Genomic DNA, 25,233 nt, shown 5'->3' with positions numbered 1-25,233 from the left:
CTTCTATGCCGCAGTTCTTTATCGACCGCCCGGTGTTCGCCTGGGTCGTCGCGTTGTTCATCCTGTTGGCCGGTGCGCTGGCCATCCCGCAATTGCCGGTGGCGCAATACCCCGACGTCGCGCCGCCGCAGATCGAAATCTATGCCGTGTACCCGGGCGCCTCGGCGCAGACGGTCGACGAAAGCGTGGTCAGCCTGATCGAGGAAGAGCTCAACGGCGCCGATCACCTGCTGTATTTCGAATCGCAGAGCAGTCTCGGCAGCGCCACCATCAAGGCCACGTTCCAGCCGGGCACCAACCCGGAACTGGCGCAGGTCGATGTGCAGAACCGCCTGAAAGTGGTCGAGTCGCGCCTGCCGCAAGCGGTCAATCAGCAAGGTTTGCAGGTGGAGAAAGTCTCCGCCGGTTTTCTGCTGCTGATCACCCTGACTTCCAGCGACGGCAAGCTCGATGACGTGGCGCTCAGCGATTATCTGGCGCGCAACGTGATGAACGAGATCAAGCGCATCGACGGCGTCGGCAAGGCCCAGCTGTATGGTGCCGAGCGGGCGATGCGGATCTGGGTCGATCCGCAGAAGCTGATCGGTTTCAACCTGACGCCGGCTGACGTCAACGCCGCCATCGTCGCGCAGAACGCCCAGGTCTCGGCGGGCAGCATCGGCGACCTGCCGAACCCGAGCACTCAGGAGATCACCGCGACGATTCTGGTCAAGGGCCAACTGTCGACGCCGGAAGAGTTCGCCGACATCGTGCTCAAGGCCAATCCGGATGGTTCCACCGTACGCATCAAGGATGTGGCGCGGGTCGAGATCGGCAGCCAGGAATACCAGTTCGGCACCCGCCTGAACGGCAAGCCGTCCACCGCCGTCGGCGTGCAACTGTCGCCGGGCGCCAACGCCCTCAGCACTGCGACCTTGATCCGGGCGAAGATGGATGAACTGTCGCGCTACTTCCCCGCGGGCGTGGAATACAAGATTCCCTACGACACCTCGCCATTCGTGAAGGTCTCGATCACCAAAGTGGTTTACACCCTCGGCGAGGCGATGTTGCTGGTGTTTGCGGTGATGTTCCTGTTCCTGCAGAACATCCGCTACACCCTGATCCCGACGCTGGTGGTGCCGGTGGCGCTGATGGGCACCTTCGCGACCATGCTCGCGCTGGGCTTCTCGATCAACGTGCTGACCATGTTCGGCATGGTGCTGGCCATCGGCATTCTGGTGGACGACGCCATCGTCGTGGTGGAGAACGTCGAACGGATCATGGCCACCGAAGGCCTGTCGCCCAAAGAGGCGACGCGCAAGGCGATGCGGCAGATTACCGGCGCGATCATCGGTATCACGCTGGTGCTGGTGGCGGTGTTCATTCCGATGGCGTTCATGCAGGGTTCGGTGGGCGTGATTTACCGGCAGTTCTCGCTGTCGATGGCCACTTCGATTCTGTTCTCGGCGTTCCTTGCCCTGACCTTGACCCCGGCACTGTGCGCAACGCTGCTCAAGCCGATCGCCAAGGGCGAACATCACGAGAAGACCGGGTTCTTCGGCTGGTTCAATTGCCGCTTCGAGCAACTGACCGATCGCTATCAGGGCTGGGTCGGCTACGCGCTGAAACGCACCGGGCGTTACCTGCTGATTTACGTTGTGCTGCTGGTGGGGCTGGGCCTGTGCTTTGCGCGTCTGCCCTCCTCGTTCCTGCCGGTCGAGGATCAGGGTTACACCATCACCGACATTCAGCTGCCGCCGGGCGCGACCAAGAATCGTACCGTGCAGGTCGCCGAGCAGCTCGAAGCGCACAACAATGGCGAACCGGGCATCAGTGACAGCGTGGTGATTCTCGGTTTCAGCTTCTCCGGCAGCGGGCAGAACGCCGCACTGGCCTTCACTACGCTCAAGGACTGGTCACAGCGTGGTAGCGATGATTCGGCCAGTTCGATTGCCGACCGCGCCAACACCGCCCTGAGTCAGATCAAGGACGCGATGGCGTTTTCGGTGCTGCCGCCGCCGGTGGACGGCCTCGGCACTTCCAGCGGCTTCGAATTTCGCCTGCAGGATCGCGGCGGCCTCGGCCACGCAACCTTGATGGAGGCACGCACCCAACTGCTGGAAGCCGCCGAGAAAAGCCCGATCCTGATGAACGTGCGTGAAAGCGCCCTGGCCGAAGCGCCGCAAGTGCAACTGGAAGTGGACCGCAAACAGGCCAACGCGCTGGGCATTTCGTTCGCCGACGTCGGCAACGTGCTGTCCACTGCCATCGGTTCTTCGTACGTCAATGACTTCCCCAATCAGGGGCGGATGCAACGCGTTGTCGTACAGGCTGAAGGCGATCGCCGCAGTCAGGTCGATGATCTGCTGAAAATGCACGTGCGCAACGACGCCGGGAAAATGGTGCCGCTGTCGGCATTTGTCCGAGCAACATGGACCCAAGGCCCGGCGCAGCTGACCCGCTACAACGGCTACCCGGCAATCTCGATTTCCGGTGAGCCGAAACCCGGCCACAGTACCGGCGAGGCCATGGCGGAGATCGAACGACTGGTAGCGCAAGGGCCGAAAGGCATGGGTCAGGAATGGACCGGTCTGTCGCTGCAGGAGCGTTTGTCCGGCAGTCAGGCGCCGATCCTGCTCGGGTTGTCGTTGCTGATCGTGTTCCTGTGCCTGGCGGCGTTGTACGAGAGCTGGTCGATTCCGACTTCCGTGCTGCTGGTGGTGCCGCTCGGTGTGCTCGGCGCAGTGCTGGCGGTGACCTTGCGCGGGATGCCCAACGATGTGTTCTTCAAGGTCGGGCTGATCACCATCATCGGTCTGTCGGCGAAGAACGCGATCCTGATCATCGAGTTCGCCAAAAGCCTGTATGACGAAGGTCATGACCTGATTGACGCCACGCTGCAAGCGGCACGTCTGCGGTTGCGGCCGATTGTCATGACCTCGCTGGCGTTCATTCTCGGCGTGGTGCCGTTGGCGATTGCCACGGGCGCGAGTTCGGCGAGTCAGCAGGCGATTGGTACCGGGGTGATTGGCGGGATGATTACCGCGACGTTGGCGGTAATCTTTGTGCCGGTGTTCTTCGTTGTCGTGATCAAGCTTGTGCGCCGGTTCACCAAGCCTGAGTAATCGAGCGCTCCCGGCGCGGTGGCCAGAGGTCGCCGCGCTGGGCTAAGGTGTCTGAACCACCCTGGCCCATCGAGTCCCCATGCGCTTTCTCGCCCGCACCCACCCTCGCCTCTCCGCTGCCGCCTTGCTCGGCCTTGCCGCAGGCCTGCTGGCCCCGGCCGACTCCGTTATCAGCAAAATCCTCATCGGCTGGAACGCCGGAGTCTGGACGTACCTGATCCTGATGCTTTGGCTGACCATCCGCGCCAAAGCGCCGGACGTCAGACGCATCGCCGAAGTCGAGGATGAAAATGCCGGGTTGGTGCTGTTCGTCGTCTGCATTGCCGCTTTGACCAGCCTGGCGGCCATTACCGTCGAGCTTGCTGGCAGCAAGGATCTGGAAACCACCCGCAAACTTCTGCATTACGGTTTTACCGCATTGACGGTCATCGGCTCATGGCTGCTGATCGGGGTGATTTTCTGCGTTCACTATGCCCGGCTGTTTTACACCTGGGACGGCAAGGAGCCGGCGCTGCGATTTGCCGAGGGCCTGACCACACCCAATTACTGGGACTTTTTGTACTTCTCGTTCACCATCGGCGTGGCGGTGCAGACGGCGGATGTCGGTGTGGCTACGCGGGAGATCCGCAAGATCGTGCTGGCGCAGTCATTGATCGGGTTTGTGTTCAATACGGCGATTCTGGGGTTCTCGATCAACATCGCCGCCGGCTTGTTTGGCTGACGTCAGCGGCTCCCTGCGAAACGCCATTTGTCGGCGACTTACGAATTTCTCCCGATCATTCACTTGACGATCGATTCTCTTCTGGTGTTTCCTGAAACCGGTTTCAGATCCAGATACAGTGATCCGACCTGACAAATCCAATAACAAGGTTACAAACCGTGAACGACTTCTCCGCCGCCCAGCGCAGCCGCGTGACCATGCTCGACGTCGCCGAACACGCTGGCGTGTCCAAGGCCAGCGTCTCGCGCTTTATCGGCGATGACCGCGCCCTGCTCTCCGATGCCATTGCCCAGCGCATCGAGCAGGCGATTGCCGAACTCGGCTACCGTCCCAATCAAATGGCCCGTGGTTTGAAGCGCGGCCGCACCCGCCTGATCGGCATGCTGGTGGCCGATATCCGCAACCCTTATTCGATTGCCGTGATGCACGGGGTGGAAACTGCCTGCCGCCGACACGGTTACAGCCTGGTGGTGTGCAACACCGATCGCGATGACGAGCAGGAACGCCAGCACCTGGCGCTGCTGCGCTCGTACAACATCGAAGGGTTGATCGTGAACACCCTGGGCCATCACCGGGATGAACTGGATGAGCTGAAGCGGGAAATGCCGCTGGTGCTGGTGGATCGCAAGGTAGACGGGCTCGACAGCGACATGGTCGGGTTGAACAACCCGCAAGCCATCGAAATGGCGCTGGAACATCTTCAGCAGCGCGGCTACCGCGACGTGCTGCTGGTGACTGAGCCCTATGACGGCACCAGTTCGCGGATAGAGCGGGTCAGCAGTTTTCAGCAGCAGATTGGCCAGCGCGAAGACATGCATGGCGCAGTGCTGGAAACAGGCTCGAGCCTTGCGAACGATCTTCAAACCTTTTTGAACACGCCCGATTCGGGCCCGAAAGCCCTGTTCTGCGCCAATGGCGTGGCGGCGCTGGCGTGCACACTGGCCTTGCGCGGGGTTGGCTGCCGGTTGTTCGAGGATGTCGGGTTGATCGCGCTGGATGATCTGGATTGGTATCCGTTGGTGGGCAGCGGGATTACCGCACTCGCCCAGCCTACAGAGGACATTGGTGCGCGGGCGTTTGAGTGTTTGCTCAAGCGGTTGCGTGGGGATATCGAGGCGGCGCGGACACTGGATTTTGCGCCGGTGCTCATTGAGCGCGGTTCCACCCAAAGGAAATCGGCTGACTGATCAGGCCCTGTCGCTGGCAAGCCAGCTCCCACAGGTGTTCGGGTGAACTTGAGAACTGTATGACGCGATATCTGTGGGAGCGGCGGTGCGACGACTCGACTTGCCCGCGAAGGGGCCCGAAAGAGCACTGCACCATTTGATGATTTTTTTTGAACAAAAATGAAACCGGTTTCAGAGGTAGATAACAATGAATAAACCTGCCGTTTCCATCAGTTTGTCCAGCTACGGCGCCGACCTTGTTCGCCAGCGTGGTCAGGCTTCATTCATCGAAGTGCTGGCCAGCGCCGGCGCCAATCGCATCGAATGGCGCGAAGAGCTGCTGACCAACGAAGTCCCCGGGCAACTCGCCGCCGCCACGCAAGCTCATGGCCTGCAAAGCATCTACTCCTCGCCCACCGAACTGTGGCTCGCCGGTCAGTCGCGGCCCAATCCCGAACTCATCACCGCGTTGCACAATGCCGAAGCATTCGGTTCGAAGTGGCTGAAAGTTTCCCTTGGCTTTTTCACCGACAACAACGATCTGCAGACCCTCGCGCAAATCCTCTCGCAAAGCCCGGTGAAACTGCTGGTGGAGAACGATCAGACCCTGCACGGTGGTCGCATCGAGCCGTTCCAGCGTTTCTTCGCCGCCGTCGAACAACACAGCCTGCCCATCAAAATGACTTTCGATATCGGCAACTGGCAGTGGCAAGACCAGTCCGCCAACAGCGCTGCACGACTGCTGGGCCGCCACGTCGGTTATGTGCATTGCAAAGCCGTGGCCCGCCGTGCCGACGGCAAACTGGTTGCGGTTCCGCCGGCCGCCACCGACCTGCATCTGTGGGAACAACTGCTGCGGCACATGGCCCAAGGGGTCATGCGCGCCGCCGAATACCCGTTGCAGGGCGAGGACCTGGTGCAACTCACCACCGAACACATCGCTGCCCTTGCCCGCCTCGGCCAATCCCGCCTGGAGCCTGCTCATGTCTGAGATCGATATTCTGTCGTTCGGCGAAACCATGGCCATGTTTGTCGCCGAACAGAGCGGTGATCTGGCATTCGTCGATCAGTTCCACAGGCGGATTGCCGGAGCCGACAGCAACGTGGCCATCGGGTTGTCCCGGCTGGGTTTCAACGTTGCGTGGCTGAGCCGGGTCGGTGCCGATTCGCTGGGACGATTTGTCGTCGAGACCCTGGTTCGCGAAGGACTGGATTGCAGCCATGTGGAAGTCGACAACGCGCACCCGACCGGTTTCCAGCTCAAGTCGCGCAACGATGACGGCAGCGATCCGACGGTCGAGTACTTCCGTCGGGGCTCGGCGGCCAGTCATCTGTCGCCACTGTCCATCACTCCGACGCTGCTCGGCGCCCGGCATCTGCACGCTACCGGCATTCCGCCGGCGCTTTCGGCATCGGCCCGGGAAATGTCCCGTGAATTGATGACCCGCATGCGCAACACCGGGCGCAGTGTGTCGTTCGACCCGAACCTGCGCCCGAGCCTGTGGGCCAGCGAGCGGGAGATGATCACCGAGATCAACCGCCTCGCCGCCCTCGCCCACTGGGTGTTGCCGGGGTTGAGTGAAGGTCGCTTGCTGACCGGGTTTGAAGACCCGGCGGATATTGCTGCGTTTTACCTCTATCAGGGTGCCGAAGCCGTGGCGATCAAGCTCGGGCCGCAGGGTGCGTATTACCGCACGCATCTGGATCAGGGGTTTGTCGCCGGTGTGCCGGTCGAAACTGTGGTCGACACGGTCGGCGCCGGAGACGGATTTGCGGTCGGGATGATCAGCGCCCTGCTGGAGCATCAGAGCTTTCCCGAAGCGGTCAGACGTGCCAACTGGATTGGCAGTCGCGCGGTGCAGAGCCGTGGCGACATGGAGGGTTTGCCGACCCGATCCGAACTCCCTGCTGATCGTTCCCACGCTCCCGCGTGGGAATGCAGCCCGTGACGCTCTGCGTCACATGGGACGCGGAGCGTCCCCGTAGGCATTCCCACGCGGAGCGTGGGAACGAGCATGCAATAAACCATTGAACCTGCTGCGACAAAAACAACAAGCTCAGGAGCAAGACCATGAAAACCGCAACCCTCGCCACCCGCCGCTGGTGGTACATCATGCCGATCGTGTTCATCACCTACAGCCTGGCGTACCTGGATCGGGCCAATTACGGCTTCGCCGCCGCCTCCGGAATGGCTGAAGACCTCATGATCACGCCGGGCCTGTCCTCGCTGCTCGGCGCGCTGTTCTTCCTCGGGTACTTTTTCTTCCAGGTGCCCGGCGCGATCTACGCGCAAAAGCACAGCGTGAAGAAGCTGATTTTCGTCAGCCTGATTCTCTGGGGCGGGCTCGCCACGCTGACCGGTGTGGTCTCCAACGCGTATTGGCTGATCGTCATCCGCTTCATGCTCGGCGTGGTCGAAGCGGCAGTGATGCCGGCGATGCTGGTCTATCTCTGCCACTGGTTCACCCGTGCCGAACGTTCGCGGGCCAACACCTTCCTGATCCTCGGCAACCCGGTGACGATGCTCTGGATGTCGGTGGTTTCGGGCTATCTGGTGCAGCACTTCAGCTGGCGCTGGATGTTCATCATCGAAGGCTTGCCGGCGGTGCTCTGGGCGTTCATCTGGTGGAAACTCGCCGACGATCGCCCGGCCCAGGCCAAGTGGCTCAACGACCAGGAAAAGCACGATCTGGAAAGCGCTCTCGCCGCCGAACAAGTCGGAATCAAAGCGGTGAAGAACTACGCCGAAGCCTTCCGTTCGCCGAAGGTGATCATTCTGGCGCTGCAGTTTTTCTGCTGGAGCATCGGCGTCTACGGCTTCGTGCTGTGGCTGCCATCGATCCTCAAGGCCGGCGCGCAGATGGACATGATCGAGGCCGGCTGGCTGTCGGCGTTGCCTTATCTGGCGGCAGTGATCGGCATGCTGCTGGTGTCGTGGGGCTCGGACAAACTGCAAAAGCGTAAACGCTTCGTCTGGCCGCCATTGCTGATTGCCTCGGTGGCGTTCTACGGCTCCTACGCTTTGGGCGCCGAGCATTTCTGGTGGTCGTACACGCTGCTGGTGATTGCCGGCGCCTGCATGTACGCGCCTTACGGGCCGTTCTTCGCCATCGTCCCGGAGATCCTTCCGGCCAACGTAGCCGGTGGCGCCATGGCGCTGATCAACAGCATGGGCGCCCTCGGTTCGTTCGGCGGCTCGTATCTGGTCGGTTACCTGAACAGCTCCACCGGTTCGCCCGGCGCTTCGTATCTGCTGATGAGCGGCGCGCTGATGCTCTCGGTAGTGCTGACGATTTTTCTCAAGCCCGGCGCCAGCGACCGGGTGACGGCCAAGCGCGGCGCACCGCGTCCGCTGCCGGCCCATTCCTGAATTGATAGAGAGATGACTGCGATGAAAAAGCAGGTTGTGTTGTACAAGAAACTGTCGCCGGCGCTGATGGCGCGTCTGCAAGAGCAGGTTGATGTAACGCTGATTGACAGCCTCGACGCCACTGGCCTGATGAAACTGCGCGACGCCCTGCCGGGCGCCCACGGCTTGCTCGGCGCCAGCCTGAAACTGGACGCGGCGCTGCTCGATCTGGCGCCGAAGCTCGAAGCGATTTCCAGCGTGTCGGTGGGCGTCGACAACTACGACATCGACTACCTGACCCGGCGCAAAATCCTGCTGACCAACACCCCGGACGTGCTCACCGAAACCACCGCCGACACCGGATTCGCCCTGATATTGGCCACGGCCCGGCGCGTGGTTGAACTGGCGAACATGGTGCGCGGCGGGCACTGGCATCGCAGCATCGGCCCGGCGCATTTCGGCACCGACGTGCATGGCAAGACGTTGGGCATTATCGGCATGGGGCGGATCGGCGAAGCGCTGGCGCAGCGTGGGCATTTCGGGTTCGGGATGCCGGTGATCTATCACAGTCAGTCGCGCAAACCGGCGGTCGAAGAACGTTTCGATGCGCAGTACCGCAGTCTGGAGGAGTTGCTGCGACAAGCGGATTTCATTTGTCTGACGTTGCCGTTGACCGCGCAGACTGAAGGTTTGATCGGCGCCGAACAGTTTGCGCTGATGCGCCCCGAAAGCATCTTCATCAACATCTCGCGGGGCAAGGTGGTGGACGAAGCCGCGATGATCGACACCTTGCGACATAACCGGATTCGCGCGGCGGGGCTCGATGTGTTCGAACGCGAGCCGTTGAATCATGATTCGCCGTTGTTGCAGTTGAACAACGTGGTAGCGACGCCGCACATGGGCTCGGCAACTCATGAAACGCGCGAGGCAATGGCGCGGTGTGCGGTGGAGAACCTGTTGGCGGCGTTGGCGGGTGACAGGCCCGCCAACCTGGTCAATCCCCCACGTTGATCGTTCCCACGCTCTGCGTGGGAATGCAGCCCGGGACGCTCCGCGTCCTTCCAGAGCTGGAACGCGGAGCGTCCCTTGAGGCATTCCCACGCGGAGCATGGGAACGATCGGTGTAGTTGCTTGCGCGTGGGAACGATCGAGGTCAGGCACTTCGCAGTTGCAAAAGCTGCGCAGCGCACAAGGCGATCCGCGAACACGCATCCGCCAGCTTCACCCGATCCACCACCAACCCGATGCGAATATGCCCCGCCGCACTCGGCCCGAACGCCTCCCCCGCCAGCACCGAAACGCCATACCCTTCCAGCAGCCGCTCGGCAAAACCCTGCGCGCCGAGCCCGGTCTGGCGCACGTCGACCATCACGAACATCCCGCCATCCGGTTTGATCGGGTACAACCCCGGACAGTCGTGCAAGCGTTCGCACACCAGATCCCGGCGCAACCGGTATTCCTCGCGCATCTGCGTCACTTCCGGCAGATCCTTCTCCAGCGCGATCTGCGCTGCTTTCTGCACAAAATCCGGCAGACCGAACAGCATGCTCAACGACAGGTTCACCAGATGCTCGGCCAACGGCTTTGGCCCGATCATCCAGCCGATCCGCCAACCGGTCATGGCATGGGATTTCGACAGGCTGTTTATGGTGGCGGTGCGCTCGGCCATGCCCGGCAGGCTCGCCGGGCTGACGTGCTGGCCTTCGTATAACAATTCGCTGTAGACCTCATCGCTGATCAGCCACAGGTCATGACGGATGCACAGCGCTGCCAGCTCCTGCCAGATCAGCAACGACAGACTGGCGCCGGAAGGATTGTTGGGGCTGTTGAGCAACATGGCCCGAGTCTTCGGGGTGATCCGCGCTGCGACATCTGCCGGGTCGACACGAAAACCGTTTTCCGGACGAACCGGCACCGGCACCACGATTGCGCCGCAAGCACCGAATACCCCTTCATAAGTCACGTACATCGGCTCGGCGACGATGATTTCATCGCCCGGATCCAGCAGACATTGCGCCACCGAATACACGGCGCATTGCGCGCCGGGCAGCACAATCACATGATCAGCGTCCACGTCCTGGCCACTTTTTCGCCGATGGCGTTCGGCAATCCGTTTGCGCAGCGCCAGCCGGCCGCGCACTTCGGAATAATGGGTATCGCCCGCCAGCAGGCTGTCAATGGCGCCGTGGATGATCGGCAAGGGTGTGTCGAAATCCGGATCACCCACCGACAGCAGCAACACATCGACCCCTTCGGCGCGCAGCTCCAGCGCTCGGTCGTGAATCCGCCAGGCCGCTGCTCCCTCCCCGGCGATTCGTTGGGTCAAGGCTGAATAGCGCATGTACGTCTCCTGATTGCGCGGTCTCCAGCCTTCACCCTAGGTCAAATCACAAACCGCGCCACCATCGCATTCAAATCCACCGCCAGACGTGACAGTTCGTGGGTCGCGGCGCTGGTCTGGTTAGCGCCGGCGGCTGATTGCGTAGCCAGATCGCGGATATTCACCAGGTTGCGGTCAACCTCGCGGGACACCTGTGCCTGCTCTTCCGAAGCGCTGGCGATCACCAGATTGCGCTCGTTGATCTGGTGAATCGATTGCGTGATCTGTTCCAGCGCAACGCCGGCGGCACGGGCCATTTCCAGCGTCGTCTGGGTGCGCTGGTTGCTTTGCTGCATCGACTCGACCGCTTCGCCCGTGCCGTTCTGGATGCCGGCGACCATTTTTTCGATTTCCTGGGTCGATTGCGCGGTGCGATGAGCCAGGGCACGAACCTCGTCCGCGACCACGGCGAAACCGCGCCCGGCTTCACCGGCACGGGCCGCTTCAATGGCGGCGTTGAGTGCCAGCAGGTTGGTCTGTTCAGCGATAGCGCGGATCACGTCCAGCACCTTGCCGATGTCGCGGCCCTGAGCTGCCAGGCCTTCGATCATCTGTGCGGTGTTCTGCACGTCGTGGGTCATGGTCTGGATCGCGTCGACGGTATTCACCACCTGATCACGACCTTCGCGGGCGGCGTGAGTCGACTGGTTCGACGCTTCGGAGGTCGACACCGCGTTGCGGGCCACCTCTTCCACCGCAGCGGTCATTTCGTTGACGGCGGTGGCAGCCTGTTCGATTTCGTTGTTCTGCTGTTGCAGGCCACGGGACGCTTCTTCGGTCACGGCGCTGAGTTCTTCGGCAGCGGCGCCGAGTTGCGTGGCGGAGCCGGCAATCTGTTCGATGGTCTTGCGCAAGTTGGTCTGCATCGCGGCCAGGGCTTCAAGCAGGCGCGCCGGTTCGTCCTTGCCGTCGACTTCGATGGGTTTGGTCAGGTTGCCGTCGGCGATGGTTTGGGCGGCAGCGACGGCGCGGTTCAGCGGGGTGACGATGCTGCGGGTCAGCAGCCAGGCCAGCACTACGGTCAGCAACGCGGCAATCACGGCCACCACAATGATCCCGGTGATCGCGCCGCTGTACTGTTCACCGGCCTGGGACGACGCTGTTTTCGCGTCGGCCGAGTTGATCGCAATCAGTTGGTTGAGCTGTTCGCCCATTTTGTCGGTGCCGTCCTTGATCTTCGTGTTGATCAGGGTACGCATCTCATCGACCTTGTCCTGGCGCGACAAGTCGATCATCTGGTTTTGGGCTTGCAGGTAATTGTCGAGGGTCGTCGCGAATGTCTGATACAGCGCGCGTTCTTCCGAACCGGCCGGCAGTGCCGCGTAACTCGCCTGGGCGGTACGTACCTTGTCCACCAGCACGCCGATGCGGGTCTGGGCTTCCTGCAAGCCGGCAGGGTCGCGGTTGACCAGAATGCGGAACGAGAGAATGCGCAGTCGCAGGACGTTTTCCGTCACTACGGCGAGTTGAGTGACGCTGGGCAACTGTGTCGACTCCATCTCCAGGGACGCCTGACGGATGATCGACATGCGATTGACGGCGAACACGCCGAGCACGATCACAAGCAGAGCAATAAAGGCAAAACCGAGGAAAGCACGGGGCGCGATATTCAGATTACGCAAGGACATAGGAGGACTCTCGGATGATTGAAACTACGAGCGTCCATGCCGTGATCACTGGCCCATGGGGGCGGGCTTCAGTCCGGCGTCACTGTTTTTGGAAGTGTTGTGCGCCTGATTTCTTTATCGGCCAGGCTTGAGGAAGTTTGCGGGTAAAGATGAAATATTTTTCAAAGTGTTGCAGGTGTTTCAGCGGTGAAACACCCGTCGTTTTAGATGATGAGTGACAGGTCAGTCCGGGGTTGCCATGCACCAGACGCGCGCAATGTCTGTCGCGCGTTCGTGCAACAGGCGCGGCGCTTCGGCGCAGGCTTGTTCAAGTGTCATCGGGCCGCTGGTGACGGCGAAAGCTGCGTCGATGCCGTGCTCGTAGAGTGCCTGATAGCCCTCACCCAACGTGCCTGCGATGACAATGACCGGCACGCCGTGTTGCTTGGCGACCCGTGCAACGCCAAACGGGGTTTTGCCGCGCAGGGTCTGGGCATCGAAGCGCCCTTCTCCGGTGATCACCAGATCCGCACCTTTTACTGCATCCGCCAGCCCGACCAGTTCCGCGACCACTTCAACCCCGGCCTGGAACCGTGCGCCGAGGAAAGCCTTGGCGGCAAAACCCAGCCCACCCGCCGCACCGCTACCCGGCTCGTCCCGAACATCCTTGCCCAGCGCTTGCGCGCAGAGTTCGGCGAAATGACCGAGGGCCTGATCGAGTTGCTGCACTTGCGCCGGTGACGCGCCTTTCTGCGGACCGAAAATCGCCGAGGCGCCATGAGGGCCGCACAGCGGATTGTTGACGTCGGCGGCGATGTCGAAGCGCACCTGTGCCAGACGCGGGTCAAGTTCGCTGAGATCCAGTCGTGCGAGTTGCGCCAGCGTCAGACCACCCGGCACCAGCGATTGCCCTTGAGCATCCAGCAGTTTCACGCCCAGCGCCTGCATCGCACCGGCGCCGCCGTCGTTGGTGGCACTGCCGCCGATGGCCAGAATCACCCGTTGTGCGCCGGCATCGAGCGCCGCACGGATCAATTCTCCGGTGCCGAACGTGCTGCTGATGCACGCATCGCGTTGACCCGGCGGCACCAGTTGCAGGCCGCTGGCTTCGGCCATTTCGATGATTGCGGTGTGGTTGTGCGGCAGCCAGCCCCATGCGGCTTCGACCGCCGCGCCCAATGGGCCGCGTACACGGGTGCGGCGCAACTCGCCCTCGCAGGCGTCGAGAATCGACTCCACCGTCCCTTCGCCACCGTCGGCCATCGGGCATTTGACCAGCGTCGCCTGCGGCCAGACCTGCGCCACGCCCAGCGCGATGGCTTCTGCAACGCCTTGGGCACTCAGGCTGTCCTTGAACGAATCGGGGGCGATGACGATTTTCATGCGAATTCTCCAGTTCCAATGCCCCTCATGCTGCCAGTCGCTTGGAACGTTGACGCCTGTCCGCTGCACAAGTGGCGCGGGCGTTTATTGTTCATTTCGACAAATCGTCGGTCTGCGGCAGCAATTGAACCCCGAGATACAGCGCCAACATGCCATCGAGCTTCAATGGATCGACCCCGCTCAACTCGGCAATCCGCTCCATCCGGTAACGCAGGCTGTTGCGGTGAATCCCCAGCGCATCGGCGCAGGCCTGACTCTGGCCGTCGTGATCGCACCAGCTGCGCAGGGTCGCGAGCAACTGGCCGTTGCTGTCCTTGGCGATGACCTTGCGCAACGGTTTGAGCAGTTCATCCAGCGCATCATCGTTGCGATGGCGCCAGAGCATCACCGGCAAGCGGTAGCGATTGAGGGTCAGCAGTCTTGAGTGCGGCAATACTTCTCGGCCATAGGCGAGCAAATCGCCGACCCGCCGATAGCAACGGCGCAACCCGGCCAACCCATCGGCCTGCCCGCCGACGGCGATGCGCAGGATGTTCCAGCCCAGGCCATCGAGTTTTTCCAGCAGGCGATCATGCTCGACGTTCTGACTCGCCGGCCGGCACCACAGCAGCGACGACTTGGCCGAACTTACGCACCAACTGTCGGGATAGCGCGACATCAGCCAGGCACTCAGTGCCTCGACGGTTTGTCCAGACCCGTGTTCAAGTCCCAGCTCAAACAGATACGGCACCCGCGTCAGTTGCGGTTTGAGCCCGAGTTGCTGGGCCTCGTCGACCAGCCTTGGCGAATCCCCCGCCTCGCTCAGCAACAACGCAAGCAAGTCATCGCAACGTTGCCGTCGCCATTGCTGTTCGGATTGCTGGTTGCGCTGGCCGACCAGCATTTCGGCGGTCATGCGCACGAGCTCGGCGTAAGTGCGCAGTTGCTCTGGCTCGCCGGTAATGCCGAGTACACCGATCAACCGCTGATCGAGCAGCAACGGCAGATTGATCCCCGGCTGCACGCCTTTCAGATGCACGGCGGTCTGCGCGTCGATCTCCACCACCCGCCCGTTGGCCAGCACCAGTTGCGCGCCTTCGTGGCGGGTGTTGATCCGCTCCGGTTCGCCGCTGCCGAGGATCAGCCCCTGGCTGTCCATGACGTTGACGTTGTAGGGCAAAATGGCCATTGCCCGGTCGACGATGTCCTGGGCGAGGTCGTGATCGAGTTCGAACATAAGGGGAAAATCCTTGAAAACAGGCGCGGACGGTTGTTCACCCGCACAGGGTCTGCCGGCAAACCCTGTGCTCAGGCACAAAGACAATCCGGCCAAAGGTGGCCGAGACTCTCAGGGCGATCAACGTTACCCTTTGCATCGCAAAAAATCATAATAAAGAGAGAGCCGCCATGTCGCAGAGCGCCGCTGCCGCCCAGACCATCGCTGACGATAAAAATGCCGTCTACAAACGCATCACCCTGCGTTTGATCCCCTTCATCTTCATCTGCTACCTGTTCAACTACCTCGACCGGGTCAACGTTGGATTCGCCAAACTGCAGATGCTCGACGCGCTGAAATTCAGCGAAACCGTGTACGGCCTCGGTGCCGGGATCTTCTTCATCGGCTACGTGCTGTGCGGCGTACCGAGCAACCTGGCGCTGACCAAGTTCGGCCCACGGCGCTGGATCGCGCTGATGATGATCACCTGGGGCACGCTGTCGACCTGCCTGCTGTTCGTCACCACGCCGACCCAGTTCTACACCCTGCGCCTGTTCACTGGCGCCGCCGAAGCCGGGTTCTTCCCGGGCGTTGTGCTGTATCTCTCGCAGTGGTTCCCGACCTTCCGCCGTGGCCGGATCATGGCGTTGTTCATGTCGGCGATCCCGGTGTCCGGCCTGCTCGGCAGCCCGTTTTCCGGCTGGATCCTCAATCACTTCGCTGCGGGCCAGGGCGGTCTGGCCGGCTGGCAGTGGATGTTCCTGCTGCAAGGCATTCCGACTGTAATCCTCGGCGCACTCGCCTACTTCCTGTTGAGCGACAACTTCGCCGCTGCCAAATGGCTGACCCCGCACGAGCGTTCGGTGCTGGAAGCGGATCAGGCCGAAGACCTGGCGAACAAACCGAAAACCACCTCCGATTCGCTGATCGCGGTGTTCAAGAACCCGGCGATCTGGGCCTTCGGCCTGATCTACTTCTGCATTCAGAGCGGCGTGTACGCGATCAACTTCTGGCTGCCGTCGATCATCAAGAACCTCGGTTTCAGCGACAACCTGGTGATCGGCTGGTTGAGCGCGATTCCGTATCTGCTGGCGGCGGTGTTCATGCTGGTGGTCGGTCGCTCGGCGGACTTGCGCAAAGAACGTCGCTGGCACTTGGTGGTGCCGATGCTGATGGGTGCGATCGGCCTGCTGATCGCGGTGAACTTCGCGGCCAACCCGCCGATTGCGATCCTAGGTCTGACCATTGCGACCATGGGCGCGCTGACCGGTCTGCCGATGTTCTGGCCGGTGCCGACAGCGATGTTGAGCGCGGGGGCTGCAGCGGGTGGTCTGGCGTTGATCAACTCCATGGGGCAGATGGCTGGATTCCTCAGTCCTTATCTGGTGGGTTGGGTCAAGGACAGCACCGGGTCGACCGATGCGGCGCTGTATCTGCTGGCGGGTGTGATTGTTGGCGGGAGTTTGCTGGCGTTGCGGATGACGCGGACGTTGCGGGCTTAAGCCTTAGTCGAAATACAGAAACGGCCCATTACGGGCCGTTTTTCATTTAGATCGTTCCCACGCTCCGCGTGGGAACGCCTCAAGGGACGCTCCGCGTTCCAGCTCTGGAAGGGACGCGGAGCGTCCCGGGCTGCATTCCCACGCGGACGGTTCGACGCCTCGACGTGGGAACGATCAGGCTAAGGATCTGGCTACAGCGGCGCTTCAGCCTTCAGTTCCAGATTATCCAGCGCCCGATTCACCGCCAGTTCACTCAGCATGATCAGTTGCGCAATGCCCAACAGCACATGTCGCTGCGAGCCGTCCACCAGCCCGGCGAAGTCAGTGGCCATGGTTTTGGCGCAGGTCAGGGTTTCAGAGGCGTCGGCCAGCAGTTCTTCGCTGTCGATGCCGGGGGCGATGAGGTAGCGAGTGTTGGGTTTGAGCAGCGGCTTTCTGGGGAGCAGCGGATTGAGGTAGTGATCGAGGGCGCGTTCGGCAGCTTCGTGGAATTTCTTGGAATCGAGGGTTTCGTAGGGCGAGGTGGTGTCGGCTTCGGGTGGGTTGGGTGTTGGTTTGATCACGTTTGAATCTCCAAATCAGAAAAATGGAGCCATCAAACTTCGCTACCAAACGAAGAGGTGGTGGCCATGCACGGGTTGGTAGACCGGTGACTTGGAGAACCGGCGCGCTCGAAAGCGCCCCGCGCATGGCCACCATAAAAGCACGGACGGATAAGCGTCCGAATACGGTGAGTTGCGCAACAAGTCAGAACCGGGCTACCAAACCCCATCGCTGTTTTTCAGCGACGAGATAACGATAAAACCCGGCCTATAAGCGCACAAGCCGGCGGATTCTGGCGCAGTTGTAGGCAACGGCGCAAGGTTGTGTAGCCTGCGGTGCATGTCTGAACGTGTCCTTTAAACGCCACGATTAAACACTCACTCCAGATCGTTCCCACGCTCCGCGTGGGAACGAGTGTCACACACTGGTATTTGCATCCAGTTCCAGCACCAAGCCCCCGGGCATCTGCACAAAAATCTGCCACATCCCGTCCTCCGGCACCTGCGCCACCTGATACGGCAACCCACTCCCCTGCACCCGCCTCAAAACCACCGCCGCGTCTTCATCCGTACGAAACGCAATATGACTCAACGTCGCCTCATCCTGCGCCGGCTGCTCGATCACATGCACCAACGCCTCCCCGTCCTGATACAACCACCGCCCGGGAAACGGAAAGGGCGGCCGGCGCCCCGGCACCAATCCCAATAACCCGCCAAAAGCGTCCTGCAGCGCCTGCCCGTCAGCGGTGTTGAAGGCCAGATGATCAAATGTCCACGTCATGTCTGTCTCCTGCGGTTATTCAGAATTCAAGTATCTGCGCTTGCCAATCCCGAAAAAATCCCGCAAAACGCCAAGGATCTTCAACGGATTTTTACTAATGAGCTCGATCCTCGACCTGGAAATCTTCGTTCGCACCGCCGACTCCGGCAGCATTTCCGCCGCCGCCCGGGCACTGGAGCTGACTCCCGCCGCCGCCAGCATCGCATTAAAACGCCTGGAAACCCGCCTCGGCATCCGCCTGTTCGCCCGCTCCACCCGCAGCATGCGCCTGACCGAAGAAGGCCGGCGCTATCTGGAAAGCGTGCGTCTGGCGCTGGCCACGCTGGCCGAGGGCGAGCAGGCGCTGAAGCAGCAGACCGAAGGCCTGAGCGGCGTGCTGCAACTGGCGGCGCCGTCGGACTTCGGGCGCAATGTGTTGCTGCCGTGGCTGGACGACTTCAAGCGCGAGCACCCGCACATTCAGCTGCAATTGCTGCTCAACGACCGGCATGCGGATCTGTTTCGCGAGACGGTGGACGTGGCGCTGCGCTTTGGCGTGCCAAGTGATTCGACGCTGGTGGCGTTGCCAATCCTGCCTGAGCATCGGCGCGTGGCCTGCGCCAGCCCCGCGTATCTGGAGCGCCACGGCACACCGCAAAATCCTGCCGAATTGAGTGAGCACAGCGCCCTGCTCTACCTGCGCAACGGCCGGCCTTATAACACCTGGCGCTTCCATCGCGACGACGAAACGGTCGAGGTCGAAGTACGCGGCGACTACCTCAGCGACGACGGCGAAGTCGCCCGCCGCTGGGCGCTCGCCGGGCACGGCATCGCCTACAAAGCCTGGCTCGACGTGGCCGAAGACGTGCGCGCTGGGCGGCTGGTGACGCTGTTCGATGACTGGCACGGCGAGAACGTGCCGTTCAATCTGCTGTGCCCGCATCGGGTGCAGGTGTCGGAACGGGTGAAGGTGTTGCAGGCGTTTTTGCGGGTGCGTTGCCGAGCGCTCAGCCGATGACATCCGAAACCAAGCGCCCGATCAGGAGCAGTGGATCAAATTAGATAGGTATCAAGCACCACGATGTAAGAGTACTAAGCCCCGTGCTTCCGAAAATAGATAAATCCGTTCTCAAGTAATTATAGAAACGCCCATTTTGGCTGCATGCATTGACAATCTCTGGAATGAGCGGAATATAAACACGACGAACATCGGCAACAAAAGTATAGTTATAAGTCGTAAATCCTCCTAACAAGTTCATCCAGACAATCGCGTCATCTGCGCGTAACTTCTCAGTGCTTATTTGCAGCTTGAATTTATTAGTTACCGCAACAAGATAAGACAAAGTACTGCCTTCCTGATCGGTGACATAGATAGTTGCCACGCCACTTTTCAACCCCACCACTTTGCCCTGTGCCGTCACGGGAGCCGTCAGTGGATCAGACGATGCATAGTCATACGGCGGAACACCACCGGTTGGAACCCGAACGCCGGTATTGCCAATCGAATCCTCCCCTGTTTTCGGCCACCCATCGACCTTCACCGAAAACCCGCTCAGTTTCATCTGTGTCCGATCAATGTTGAAACCCAACCGCTCAATCTCCCAGGGTTCGGACTCAAACTGATTCCCGTTTTTTTCCTTCACAGTAAAACGGTGTGACCCTTCCGCTATTGATATGAACTTGCTTTCCCACTTGTAATTCGTTCCGACTTTGACTTCTTCCCTCACCGTACCGCCATCAAGAACTTGCAACACAACACCCGTCAGCGCAGCCCCTGACAACATGACCTTATTGTCAGAAACAGTCCCGCGATGTTCCAGTTCCACGTTGAACGAGTTCTTCATCGAAATAATCACGGGCTTCTGAATGACCCGTGCCCGTGCAATTTTTGAAATTGCATTAACTTCATTTCCACGAATACGTTCGTAAAGAACCTTGACCGTACTGTCGGCAATCACCTTGGCATTGTCGATCATCAACCGATGGGTAAACGGAAGCCTTGTCACCTCAGCGTCTACCACGTGTTCAACCACGCTTCCGCTACTGGGTGTCGCGAAGTACTTCACCCTCAAGGTATCTCCGCTTTCCCAGCGTGGTGCAAAAACATGAACCTGAATGGTCAGATCCCGAGTGCCGAGCTTGTTCCAATCAATAGTGTCCGGCTCATCGTCGGGGTCGTCCGGGTCCTCGGCAATGTCGGGGGCGGCCATTCTGGCGCCCTTCAGGTCAATCACCAGGCGGATCGGCTTCGACCAGGGCGAGGTCGGGTCCGCTCCGTTGGTGAGTTCGTCCTCGACCGTAAAGTCAAACGCGGCTTGCGGATTGTCGCCAGCGGCTTCGAAAAAAGCTTTATCGAGCCACACCCCGATGATGGTCGGCTCAGTGGTCGGTGTGGAGGGGGCCTCATCCGGATGGACCACATGAGTAAGAACATGGCCGTTGCAGCGCAGCGAGATTTTGTCGAATGCGCGGCAATAAGGGTACATGCAATACGCCTGCACCCCCTGCGCCGCGCGGTCGGCATCGATGCCGTCGTCAATCACGTCTTGCGGCAGGGTGAGTCGAAGCTCGGAATGCCCTTCATCCCCTTTGATCTTGTCTTCGATGCCTGGACGAATCTCGTTGTATTTGATGGTAATGGGCGGTTCATAAGTCTCCTCGCTACTGTCAAGGCGCCGGGCCGTGTAGTTCAGGGTATTCGGCAGATCGGGAAGCAGCAGATTGTGGGCAATGTACAGCGTGGTCGCAGACGTAGCGGACTCGGTCTGTTCACTGGTGATTTTGTCCACACCGTTCAGATTCAGGAACACCGTCATGTTGGGCTCCTGGCCCAGCAAGGCTGGAACAATCACCGTTGCCCCCAGAGGTTTCTCCTCATAAAAACGAATGGCAAGACCATAATCCGCACCCGCCACATTTTCCTTGCCGTCGGGCAACCGAGGCGCGTAGAGATTGATTTCGTCACCCGCAGTCAACCCTTGATCAATCGGTTCAGTGGCCATGAGAACGCTCCTGATTTCACAAAATGTGTCGGCATTTTTTGCTCGCACCGTCAGAGCAGATCAGGCGCTATTCACAGGAAAATTGCCTACTGTCAGATCTGACAGTGGCGATGAACGGTCGGCAGTGCGCCAGAAACTTCGGGGCCGCTGCTGGACAAATTCACTTTGCCGCGTCGGATGCTTCTGGTATTTGATGGGAGCTTTCCCACCGACAAAAGGATTTCGGCATGAGCTATCGCACACTGGGTCACTCGGGGTTGCAGGTGTCCACCCTCACCCTCGGCACGATGATGTTCGGCGAGCAGACCAGCGCGGAGGACTCGCTGCGTATCATCGACAAGGCCTGGGATCAGGGCATCAACTTCATCGACACCGCCGACGTCTACACCAACGGTCGCTCGGAAGAAATCGTCGGCGAAGCCATCGCCCGTCATCGTCATGAATGGGTGCTGGCGACCAAGGTCGGTTTCGGCCCCGTGGATGGCGTGCCGAACCGCAGCGGCTTGAGCCGCAAGCACATCTTCAATGGTCTGGAGGCCAGCCTGACCCGGCTCGGCACCGACTACCTCGACATCTATTACCTGCACCGCGAAGACCACAACACCCCGCTGGAAGTGACGATCTCGGCGATTGGCGATCTGATTCGCCAGGGCAAGATACGTTATTGGGGCCTGTCGAATTATCGCGGCTGGCGGATTGCCGAGGTGATTCGCGTGGCGGACAAACTCGGTGTTGATCGCCCGGTGATCAGCCAACCGCTGTACAACATCGTCAACCGCCAGGCCGAAACCGAGCAGATCACCGCAGCCCAAACCTATGGTCTCGGCGTGGTGCCTTACAGCCCGCTGGCCCGTGGCGTGCTCAGCGGCAAGTACGCACCAGACGTGACCCCGGACGCCAACAGCCGCGCCGGCCGCCAGGACAAGCGCATTCTGGAAACCGAATGGCGCGTGGAATCGTTGCGCATTGCCCAGCAGATTCAGCAATACACAAAAGAGCGTGGGGTCGGGATTGTCGAGTTTGCGATTGCCTGGGTGCTGAACAACGGCGCGGTAACGTCGGCGATTGTCGGGCCGCGCACTGAAGAACAGTGGGATGCGTACACCAAGGCGCAGGCGGTGAAGATTACGGCGGAGGATGAGGCATTTATCGATTCGCTGGTGACGCCGGGGCATGCTTCTACGCCGGGGTTCAACGATGTGAGCCATTTTGTGTCTGGGCGTAAACCCCATAAGGCTTAGGATTTTCCCTAAACCTTGAACAGCCGATACAATCGGCTGTTTTTTATTGAATCAAGCGCGATCAAACGGAATCTGATTGATCGTTCGGAATTTGCAAGGGATCAGCACATGTCCAATCGCTCCGCCGAGCTCCTCAGAAAGCCACTGCGCGGGCTGCTGTTCAAATTAACGGGCGATAAAGATCTGCGCGCCCTCACTTGCGCTATGGAGCCCGCAACTTTCGGCGATCGCCGCCCCTCACTTGCGTACCGGGCCGACATTGATGGACTCCGCGCCATCGCTGTTCTACTGGTGTTGATCTTCCACGGCGAACTGGCGCTTTTCCCGTCCGGTTTCATCGGCGTCGATATCTTCTTCGTGATTTCGGGTTATTTGACCACCGCTATCATCATGAAGTCGCTGCACAACGGCACGTTCACTTTCTCGGGGTTCTACACGCGCCGGATCTGGCGACTACAACCGGCCGTTATTGCGTTATTGATCGTCACATTGACGCTCACGACGCTACTGTATTTGCCCGATGATTACGTCGATTTTTTAAAAAGCGAAAAGTACACCTCGTTAATCATCTCCAACCAGTACTTTTCCAAAGTGACCACGGGTTACGCCACACCGGATGCAGCAAGCCTGCCGCTGTTGCACACCTGGTCTCTGGCCATCGAATGGCAGTGGTATCTGATACTCCCCCCGGGCATCTGGCTGCTCAACCGCTATCTGCCGAAAGTTATTTTCAAAGCGGCGGTGCTCGGCCTGACCGTGGCGGCAATGGTGCTCGCGCTGTACCTGTCTTACGCCACTCCTGAGAAAAACTACTATTTCTTCGCTGCGCGGATTTTCGAATTGATGATCGGCTCTTGTGCGGTCATCTTCAGTACGGACAAGTTCCGGCTCAATCGCCTGAGCGCCTCTGTGGTCTGTGCACTTTCGCTGGTCACGATCATCTATTGCGCTACCCGGGACGATATCTTGCCGGGATTCCCGCAATACCATGCCATTGCCGTATGTCTCGCTACTGCAGCTTTGCTGTACCAGGGGATTGGTGATGCAAGCATTTTCGCCAAGCTGCTCGCGGCCAGACCCATAGTGTTTATCGGCACACTCTCGTACTCCTTGTATCTATGGCACTGGCCGATCCTGGCGGTGATGAATTACATGGGAATCGCGCTAACCCCGTCGATGACGATCATTTACTTCGTTTGCACTTTCATCACGGCCTGGCTCTCTTATGTGCTGATTGAAAACAAGTTCCGCAAGGCACGATTTGGCTTTGGCAAAACGCTCGTGGTACTGATGATTTTGCCCGCTATCGGCCTGTCGCTGCTGCACTCTGCCAGTGTCAGGCACGAGGGCTGGCCGGGCCGCTTCAATCAGGGCTACAGCAACATGCTCAACGATTTGAAAGCCTCTGTGCCAGTTGCTCGGGAAGGATGTCTTGGTGTCAGCGATGGTGCCGATCCAGGCTGCATATTCGGCGCCGATCACACGGCGCCACAAGTATTTCTGATGGGCGATTCGTTTTCGAATCACTACTGGGGTTTTGTTGAAACGCTGGCCAGGGATGCCAATCTTGCTGTACTCGCACAGGCTTACCCGGCGTGCCTGGCATTGCCCGGGATCTACCAGTACGACGAGAAAAAATACAAGAACGCGTTGTTTGAAAAATGCCACGACGCCGCTCAACGCTATTACGAGATGATTGCGAACAAGCATTTCAAGTATGTGATTGTGGGCCAGTTCTGGGAGGCTTATTTGAACGGTGACATCGTCACCAAACGCGATGATCCTCACAGCCTGGAACTGTCCCGACAACGCTTTGGCGTAGCAATCCGGGAAGCCCTGGATATTATCGTCGCATCAGGCGCTATCCCGGTGTTTCTGGAGAACACGCTGCCCATGCCACCTGGTATCAACGCGTGCCTGCTGCGCCAGGTCAAGTTGCGTGGGCTGATGGGCAGCGTCGAGCAAGGCAGCCTCTGCGCTGCTATGCCATGGTCCGGTAGCAAAGAACCAGCGCTGGAAACACTTTTTAATGAACTGAAGGCTGAATACCCCGGGTTAATCGTCATTGACCCGAAAACCGTGCAATGCACAGGTGATGCGTGCATGAGCACGGTCGACGGTTTTCCGGTCTATCGTGACATTGGGCACATCACCGATTACGCCTCTTACAAGTTTGGCGAGATGTATCTCATGAACTTTGGTAATCCCTTGCAAGTTGGGCAGTGATGATTTCTGCCTCCGGACGGGCTCCGCGGCAAGGTTGAAAGCTTCGCGAGCAGGCGAATGTCTATGGGCTGTTTCATGTGTGGCAAATATTGAGCATCTGCCCAATATTCAGCACAAAAACCACGTATCCTGCGCACCCCGTTTGACCATTACCCCGCGAGGACAGTTTGTCTAAAGGTATCGCTCTCTCGGTAACAGCCTCGACGCTGTTTGCCGTCATGTATTACTACACCTCGCTGCTCACCCCGTTGAGCGGCGTGGAAATCTTCGGTTGGCGGATGCTGCTGACCGTGCCCTGCATGACCCTGTTCATGTTGTTGTCCGGCGAATGGCGGCGGGTGCTGGACCTGCTGCGCCGGATCCCTGCGCTGCCGAAGCTGACCGGCGGGTTGATCCTGTCGTCTGCGTTGCTGGGCGTGCAGTTGTGGCTGTTCATGTGGGCGCCGCTCAATGGTTACAGCCTCGATGTGTCACTGGGCTACTTCCTCCTGCCGCTGGCCATGGTGCTGACCGGGCGCATCGCTTATGGCGAGAGCCTGTCGTACCTGCAAAAAGTCGCGGTGTTCTTTGCCAGCCTCGGCGTGTTGAACGAGCTGTATCAGGTGGGCGGATTTTCCTGGGCGACGCTGGTGGTGGTCGTCGGTTACCCGTTGTACTTCGTGCTGCGCAAATACCTCAAGACCGACAACCTCGGCGGCCTGTGGGTCGACATGACTTTGATGCTGCCGGTGGCGTACTGGTTTGTGCGCGGCGGCGAACAGGGTTTCGGCGTGTTCGATCAGTACCCGGCGCTGACGTGGCTGATTCCGCTGCTCGGCCTGATCAGTGCATCGGCGCTGGTGGTGTACATCATTGCCAGTCGCCTTTTGCCGTTCAGCCTGTTCGGCTTGTTGAGTTACGTTGAACCGGTGTTGCTGCTGGGTGTGGCGCTGCTGCTGGGCGAGAGCATCAAACCCGGCGAATGGTTGACTTACATTCCGATCTGGCTGGCTGTGGTGGTGCTGGTATTTGAAGGGTTCAAGCATCTGATGCGCCAGCGGCGCCCGTAAGACGAG

Annotated in this window: 19 protein-coding genes and 1 pseudogene; 12 read left to right on the top strand and 8 right to left on the bottom strand. The window is 60.0% G+C overall.

All coding sequences use genetic code 11. The features are described 5' to 3' along the window. The first annotated feature begins 5 nt into the window (after positions 1–5). The 7 genes from CAF73_RS04055 to CAF73_RS04025 all read left to right on the top strand — a co-directional run bounded on the left by CAF73_RS04055 (position 6) and on the right by CAF73_RS04025 (position 9,351). Entirely contained in the window at positions 6–3,104 is a 3,099-nt protein-coding gene (locus CAF73_RS04055; protein ID WP_085702011.1) for an efflux RND transporter permease subunit, read from the top strand. A gap of 79 nt (positions 3,105–3,183) precedes the next feature. Continuing rightward, positions 3,184–3,825: a DUF1345 domain-containing protein gene (locus CAF73_RS04050; protein ID WP_085696045.1), complete on the top strand. Its 642-nt coding sequence runs from the start codon at positions 3,184–3,186 to the stop codon at positions 3,823–3,825. Positions 3,826–3,983: 158 nt separating this feature from the next. Then, positions 3,984–5,012 (top strand): LacI family DNA-binding transcriptional regulator, encoded by a 1,029-nt coding sequence (locus tag CAF73_RS04045; protein WP_085702010.1) that lies wholly within the window; start codon positions 3,984–3,986, stop codon positions 5,010–5,012. 187 nt (positions 5,013–5,199) lie between these two features. Beyond that, positions 5,200–5,982 (top strand): sugar phosphate isomerase/epimerase, encoded by a 783-nt coding sequence (locus CAF73_RS04040; RefSeq protein WP_085696043.1) that lies wholly within the window; start codon positions 5,200–5,202, stop codon positions 5,980–5,982. Then, positions 5,975–6,940, top strand: a complete 966-nt coding sequence (locus CAF73_RS04035) for a sugar kinase (protein WP_085702009.1) — start codon at positions 5,975–5,977, stop codon at positions 6,938–6,940. Before CAF73_RS04040 ends, CAF73_RS04035 begins: the two co-directional genes overlap by 8 nt. A gap of 122 nt (positions 6,941–7,062) precedes the next feature. Next, positions 7,063–8,361: an MFS transporter gene (locus tag CAF73_RS04030; protein WP_085702008.1), complete on the top strand. Its 1,299-nt coding sequence runs from the start codon at positions 7,063–7,065 to the stop codon at positions 8,359–8,361. Between the two features lie 21 nt (positions 8,362–8,382). Next, positions 8,383–9,351, top strand: coding sequence for a D-glycerate dehydrogenase (locus CAF73_RS04025; protein ID WP_085702189.1), 969 nt, complete (start codon positions 8,383–8,385; stop codon positions 9,349–9,351). Positions 9,352–9,493: 142 nt separating this feature from the next. Here the strand turns inward: CAF73_RS04025 and CAF73_RS04020 are convergent, their stop codons facing one another. From CAF73_RS04020 to CAF73_RS04005, 5 genes and pseudogenes are all read right to left on the bottom strand, one after another. Continuing rightward, positions 9,494–10,681, bottom strand: coding sequence for a pyridoxal phosphate-dependent aminotransferase (locus CAF73_RS04020; RefSeq protein WP_085702007.1), 1,188 nt, complete (start codon positions 10,679–10,681; stop codon positions 9,494–9,496). Positions 10,682–10,722: 41 nt separating this feature from the next. Continuing rightward, positions 10,723–11,586, bottom strand: coding sequence for a methyl-accepting chemotaxis protein (locus tag CAF73_RS30750; RefSeq protein WP_371918960.1), 864 nt, complete (start codon positions 11,584–11,586; stop codon positions 10,723–10,725). Next, positions 11,581–12,348: pseudogene (locus CAF73_RS30745) on the bottom strand (MCP four helix bundle domain-containing protein); the annotation flags it as partial. The pseudogene CAF73_RS30745 and the gene CAF73_RS30750, both read right to left, overlap by 6 nt. Positions 12,349–12,570: 222 nt before the next feature. Then, positions 12,571–13,710, bottom strand: coding sequence for a glycerate kinase (locus CAF73_RS04010; RefSeq protein ID WP_085702005.1), 1,140 nt, complete (start codon positions 13,708–13,710; stop codon positions 12,571–12,573). 91 nt (positions 13,711–13,801) lie between these two features. Further along, positions 13,802–14,926: a sugar diacid recognition domain-containing protein gene (locus tag CAF73_RS04005; protein WP_085702004.1), complete on the bottom strand. Its 1,125-nt coding sequence runs from the start codon at positions 14,924–14,926 to the stop codon at positions 13,802–13,804. 170 nt (positions 14,927–15,096) lie between these two features. Here CAF73_RS04005 and CAF73_RS04000 point away from each other — a divergent pair, with 170 nt between their 5' ends. Further along, positions 15,097–16,407 (top strand): MFS transporter, encoded by a 1,311-nt coding sequence (locus CAF73_RS04000; RefSeq protein ID WP_085702003.1) that lies wholly within the window; start codon positions 15,097–15,099, stop codon positions 16,405–16,407. Between the two features lie 191 nt (positions 16,408–16,598). On the opposite strand, the gene CAF73_RS03995 is transcribed toward CAF73_RS04000, so the two are convergent. Further along, complete coding sequence (locus tag CAF73_RS03995) at positions 16,599–16,970, bottom strand: DUF6124 family protein (protein ID WP_085702002.1); 372 nt, start codon at positions 16,968–16,970, stop codon at positions 16,599–16,601. A gap of 397 nt (positions 16,971–17,367) precedes the next feature. Continuing rightward, positions 17,368–17,730: a hypothetical protein gene (locus CAF73_RS03990; RefSeq protein WP_085702001.1), complete on the bottom strand. Its 363-nt coding sequence runs from the start codon at positions 17,728–17,730 to the stop codon at positions 17,368–17,370. Between the two features lie 97 nt (positions 17,731–17,827). On the opposite strand from CAF73_RS03990, the gene CAF73_RS03985 reads away from it, so the two are divergent. Beyond that, on the top strand, positions 17,828–18,727 hold the full coding sequence (locus CAF73_RS03985) for a LysR family transcriptional regulator (RefSeq protein ID WP_085702000.1): 900 nt from the start codon (positions 17,828–17,830) through the stop codon (positions 18,725–18,727). A 40-nt stretch (positions 18,728–18,767) separates the two neighbouring features. Here the strand turns inward: CAF73_RS03985 and CAF73_RS03980 are convergent, their stop codons facing one another. After that, complete coding sequence (locus tag CAF73_RS03980) at positions 18,768–20,711, bottom strand: hypothetical protein (protein ID WP_085701999.1); 1,944 nt, start codon at positions 20,709–20,711, stop codon at positions 18,768–18,770. A gap of 227 nt (positions 20,712–20,938) precedes the next feature. On the opposite strand from CAF73_RS03980, the gene CAF73_RS03975 reads away from it, so the two are divergent. From CAF73_RS03975 to rarD, 3 genes are all read left to right on the top strand, one after another. Beyond that, positions 20,939–21,952 carry an aldo/keto reductase gene (locus CAF73_RS03975; RefSeq protein ID WP_085696030.1) on the top strand — a complete coding sequence of 338 codons (1,014 nt, stop codon included), beginning with the start codon at positions 20,939–20,941 and terminating at the stop codon, positions 21,950–21,952. A 108-nt stretch (positions 21,953–22,060) separates the two neighbouring features. Beyond that, entirely contained in the window at positions 22,061–24,178 is a 2,118-nt protein-coding gene (locus CAF73_RS03970) for an acyltransferase family protein (RefSeq protein ID WP_085701998.1), read from the top strand. A 167-nt stretch (positions 24,179–24,345) separates the two neighbouring features. After that, a complete protein-coding gene (gene rarD / locus CAF73_RS03965) occupies positions 24,346–25,227 on the top strand; it encodes an EamA family transporter RarD (RefSeq protein WP_085696028.1) in 882 nt (293 codons plus the stop codon). The last annotated feature ends 6 nt before the right edge of the window (positions 25,228–25,233 follow it).

The organism is Pseudomonas sp. B15(2017), from assembly GCF_002113215.1.
Lineage (GTDB): Bacteria > Pseudomonadota > Gammaproteobacteria > Pseudomonadales > Pseudomonadaceae > Aquipseudomonas.
This window is presented reverse-complemented; position numbering and strand designations above follow the sequence as displayed.

Coding starts and splice junctions, on each gene's coding strand:
- CAF73_RS04055 (WP_085702011.1), top strand. CDS start 6: ATGCCGCAGTTCTTTATCGACCGCCCGGTGTTCGCCTGGGTCGTCGCG.
- CAF73_RS04050 (WP_085696045.1), top strand. CDS start 3,184: ATGCGCTTTCTCGCCCGCACCCACCCTCGCCTCTCCGCTGCCGCCTTG.
- CAF73_RS04040 (WP_085696043.1), top strand. CDS start 5,200: ATGAATAAACCTGCCGTTTCCATCAGTTTGTCCAGCTACGGCGCCGAC.
- CAF73_RS04035 (WP_085702009.1), top strand. CDS start 5,975: ATGTCTGAGATCGATATTCTGTCGTTCGGCGAAACCATGGCCATGTTT.
- CAF73_RS04030 (WP_085702008.1), top strand. CDS start 7,063: ATGAAAACCGCAACCCTCGCCACCCGCCGCTGGTGGTACATCATGCCG.
- CAF73_RS04025 (WP_085702189.1), top strand. CDS start 8,383: ATGAAAAAGCAGGTTGTGTTGTACAAGAAACTGTCGCCGGCGCTGATG.
- CAF73_RS04020 (WP_085702007.1), bottom strand. CDS start 10,681: ATGCGCTATTCAGCCTTGACCCAACGAATCGCCGGGGAGGGAGCAGCG.
- CAF73_RS30750 (WP_371918960.1), bottom strand. CDS start 11,586: ATGCAGACCAACTTGCGCAAGACCATCGAACAGATTGCCGGCTCCGCC.
- CAF73_RS04010 (WP_085702005.1), bottom strand. CDS start 13,710: ATGAAAATCGTCATCGCCCCCGATTCGTTCAAGGACAGCCTGAGTGCC.
- CAF73_RS04005 (WP_085702004.1), bottom strand. CDS start 14,926: ATGTTCGAACTCGATCACGACCTCGCCCAGGACATCGTCGACCGGGCA.
- CAF73_RS04000 (WP_085702003.1), top strand. CDS start 15,097: ATGTCGCAGAGCGCCGCTGCCGCCCAGACCATCGCTGACGATAAAAAT.
- CAF73_RS03990 (WP_085702001.1), bottom strand. CDS start 17,730: ATGACGTGGACATTTGATCATCTGGCCTTCAACACCGCTGACGGGCAG.
- CAF73_RS03985 (WP_085702000.1), top strand. CDS start 17,828: ATGAGCTCGATCCTCGACCTGGAAATCTTCGTTCGCACCGCCGACTCC.
- CAF73_RS03980 (WP_085701999.1), bottom strand. CDS start 20,711: ATGGCCACTGAACCGATTGATCAAGGGTTGACTGCGGGTGACGAAATC.
- CAF73_RS03975 (WP_085696030.1), top strand. CDS start 20,939: ATGAGCTATCGCACACTGGGTCACTCGGGGTTGCAGGTGTCCACCCTC.
- CAF73_RS03970 (WP_085701998.1), top strand. CDS start 22,061: ATGTCCAATCGCTCCGCCGAGCTCCTCAGAAAGCCACTGCGCGGGCTG.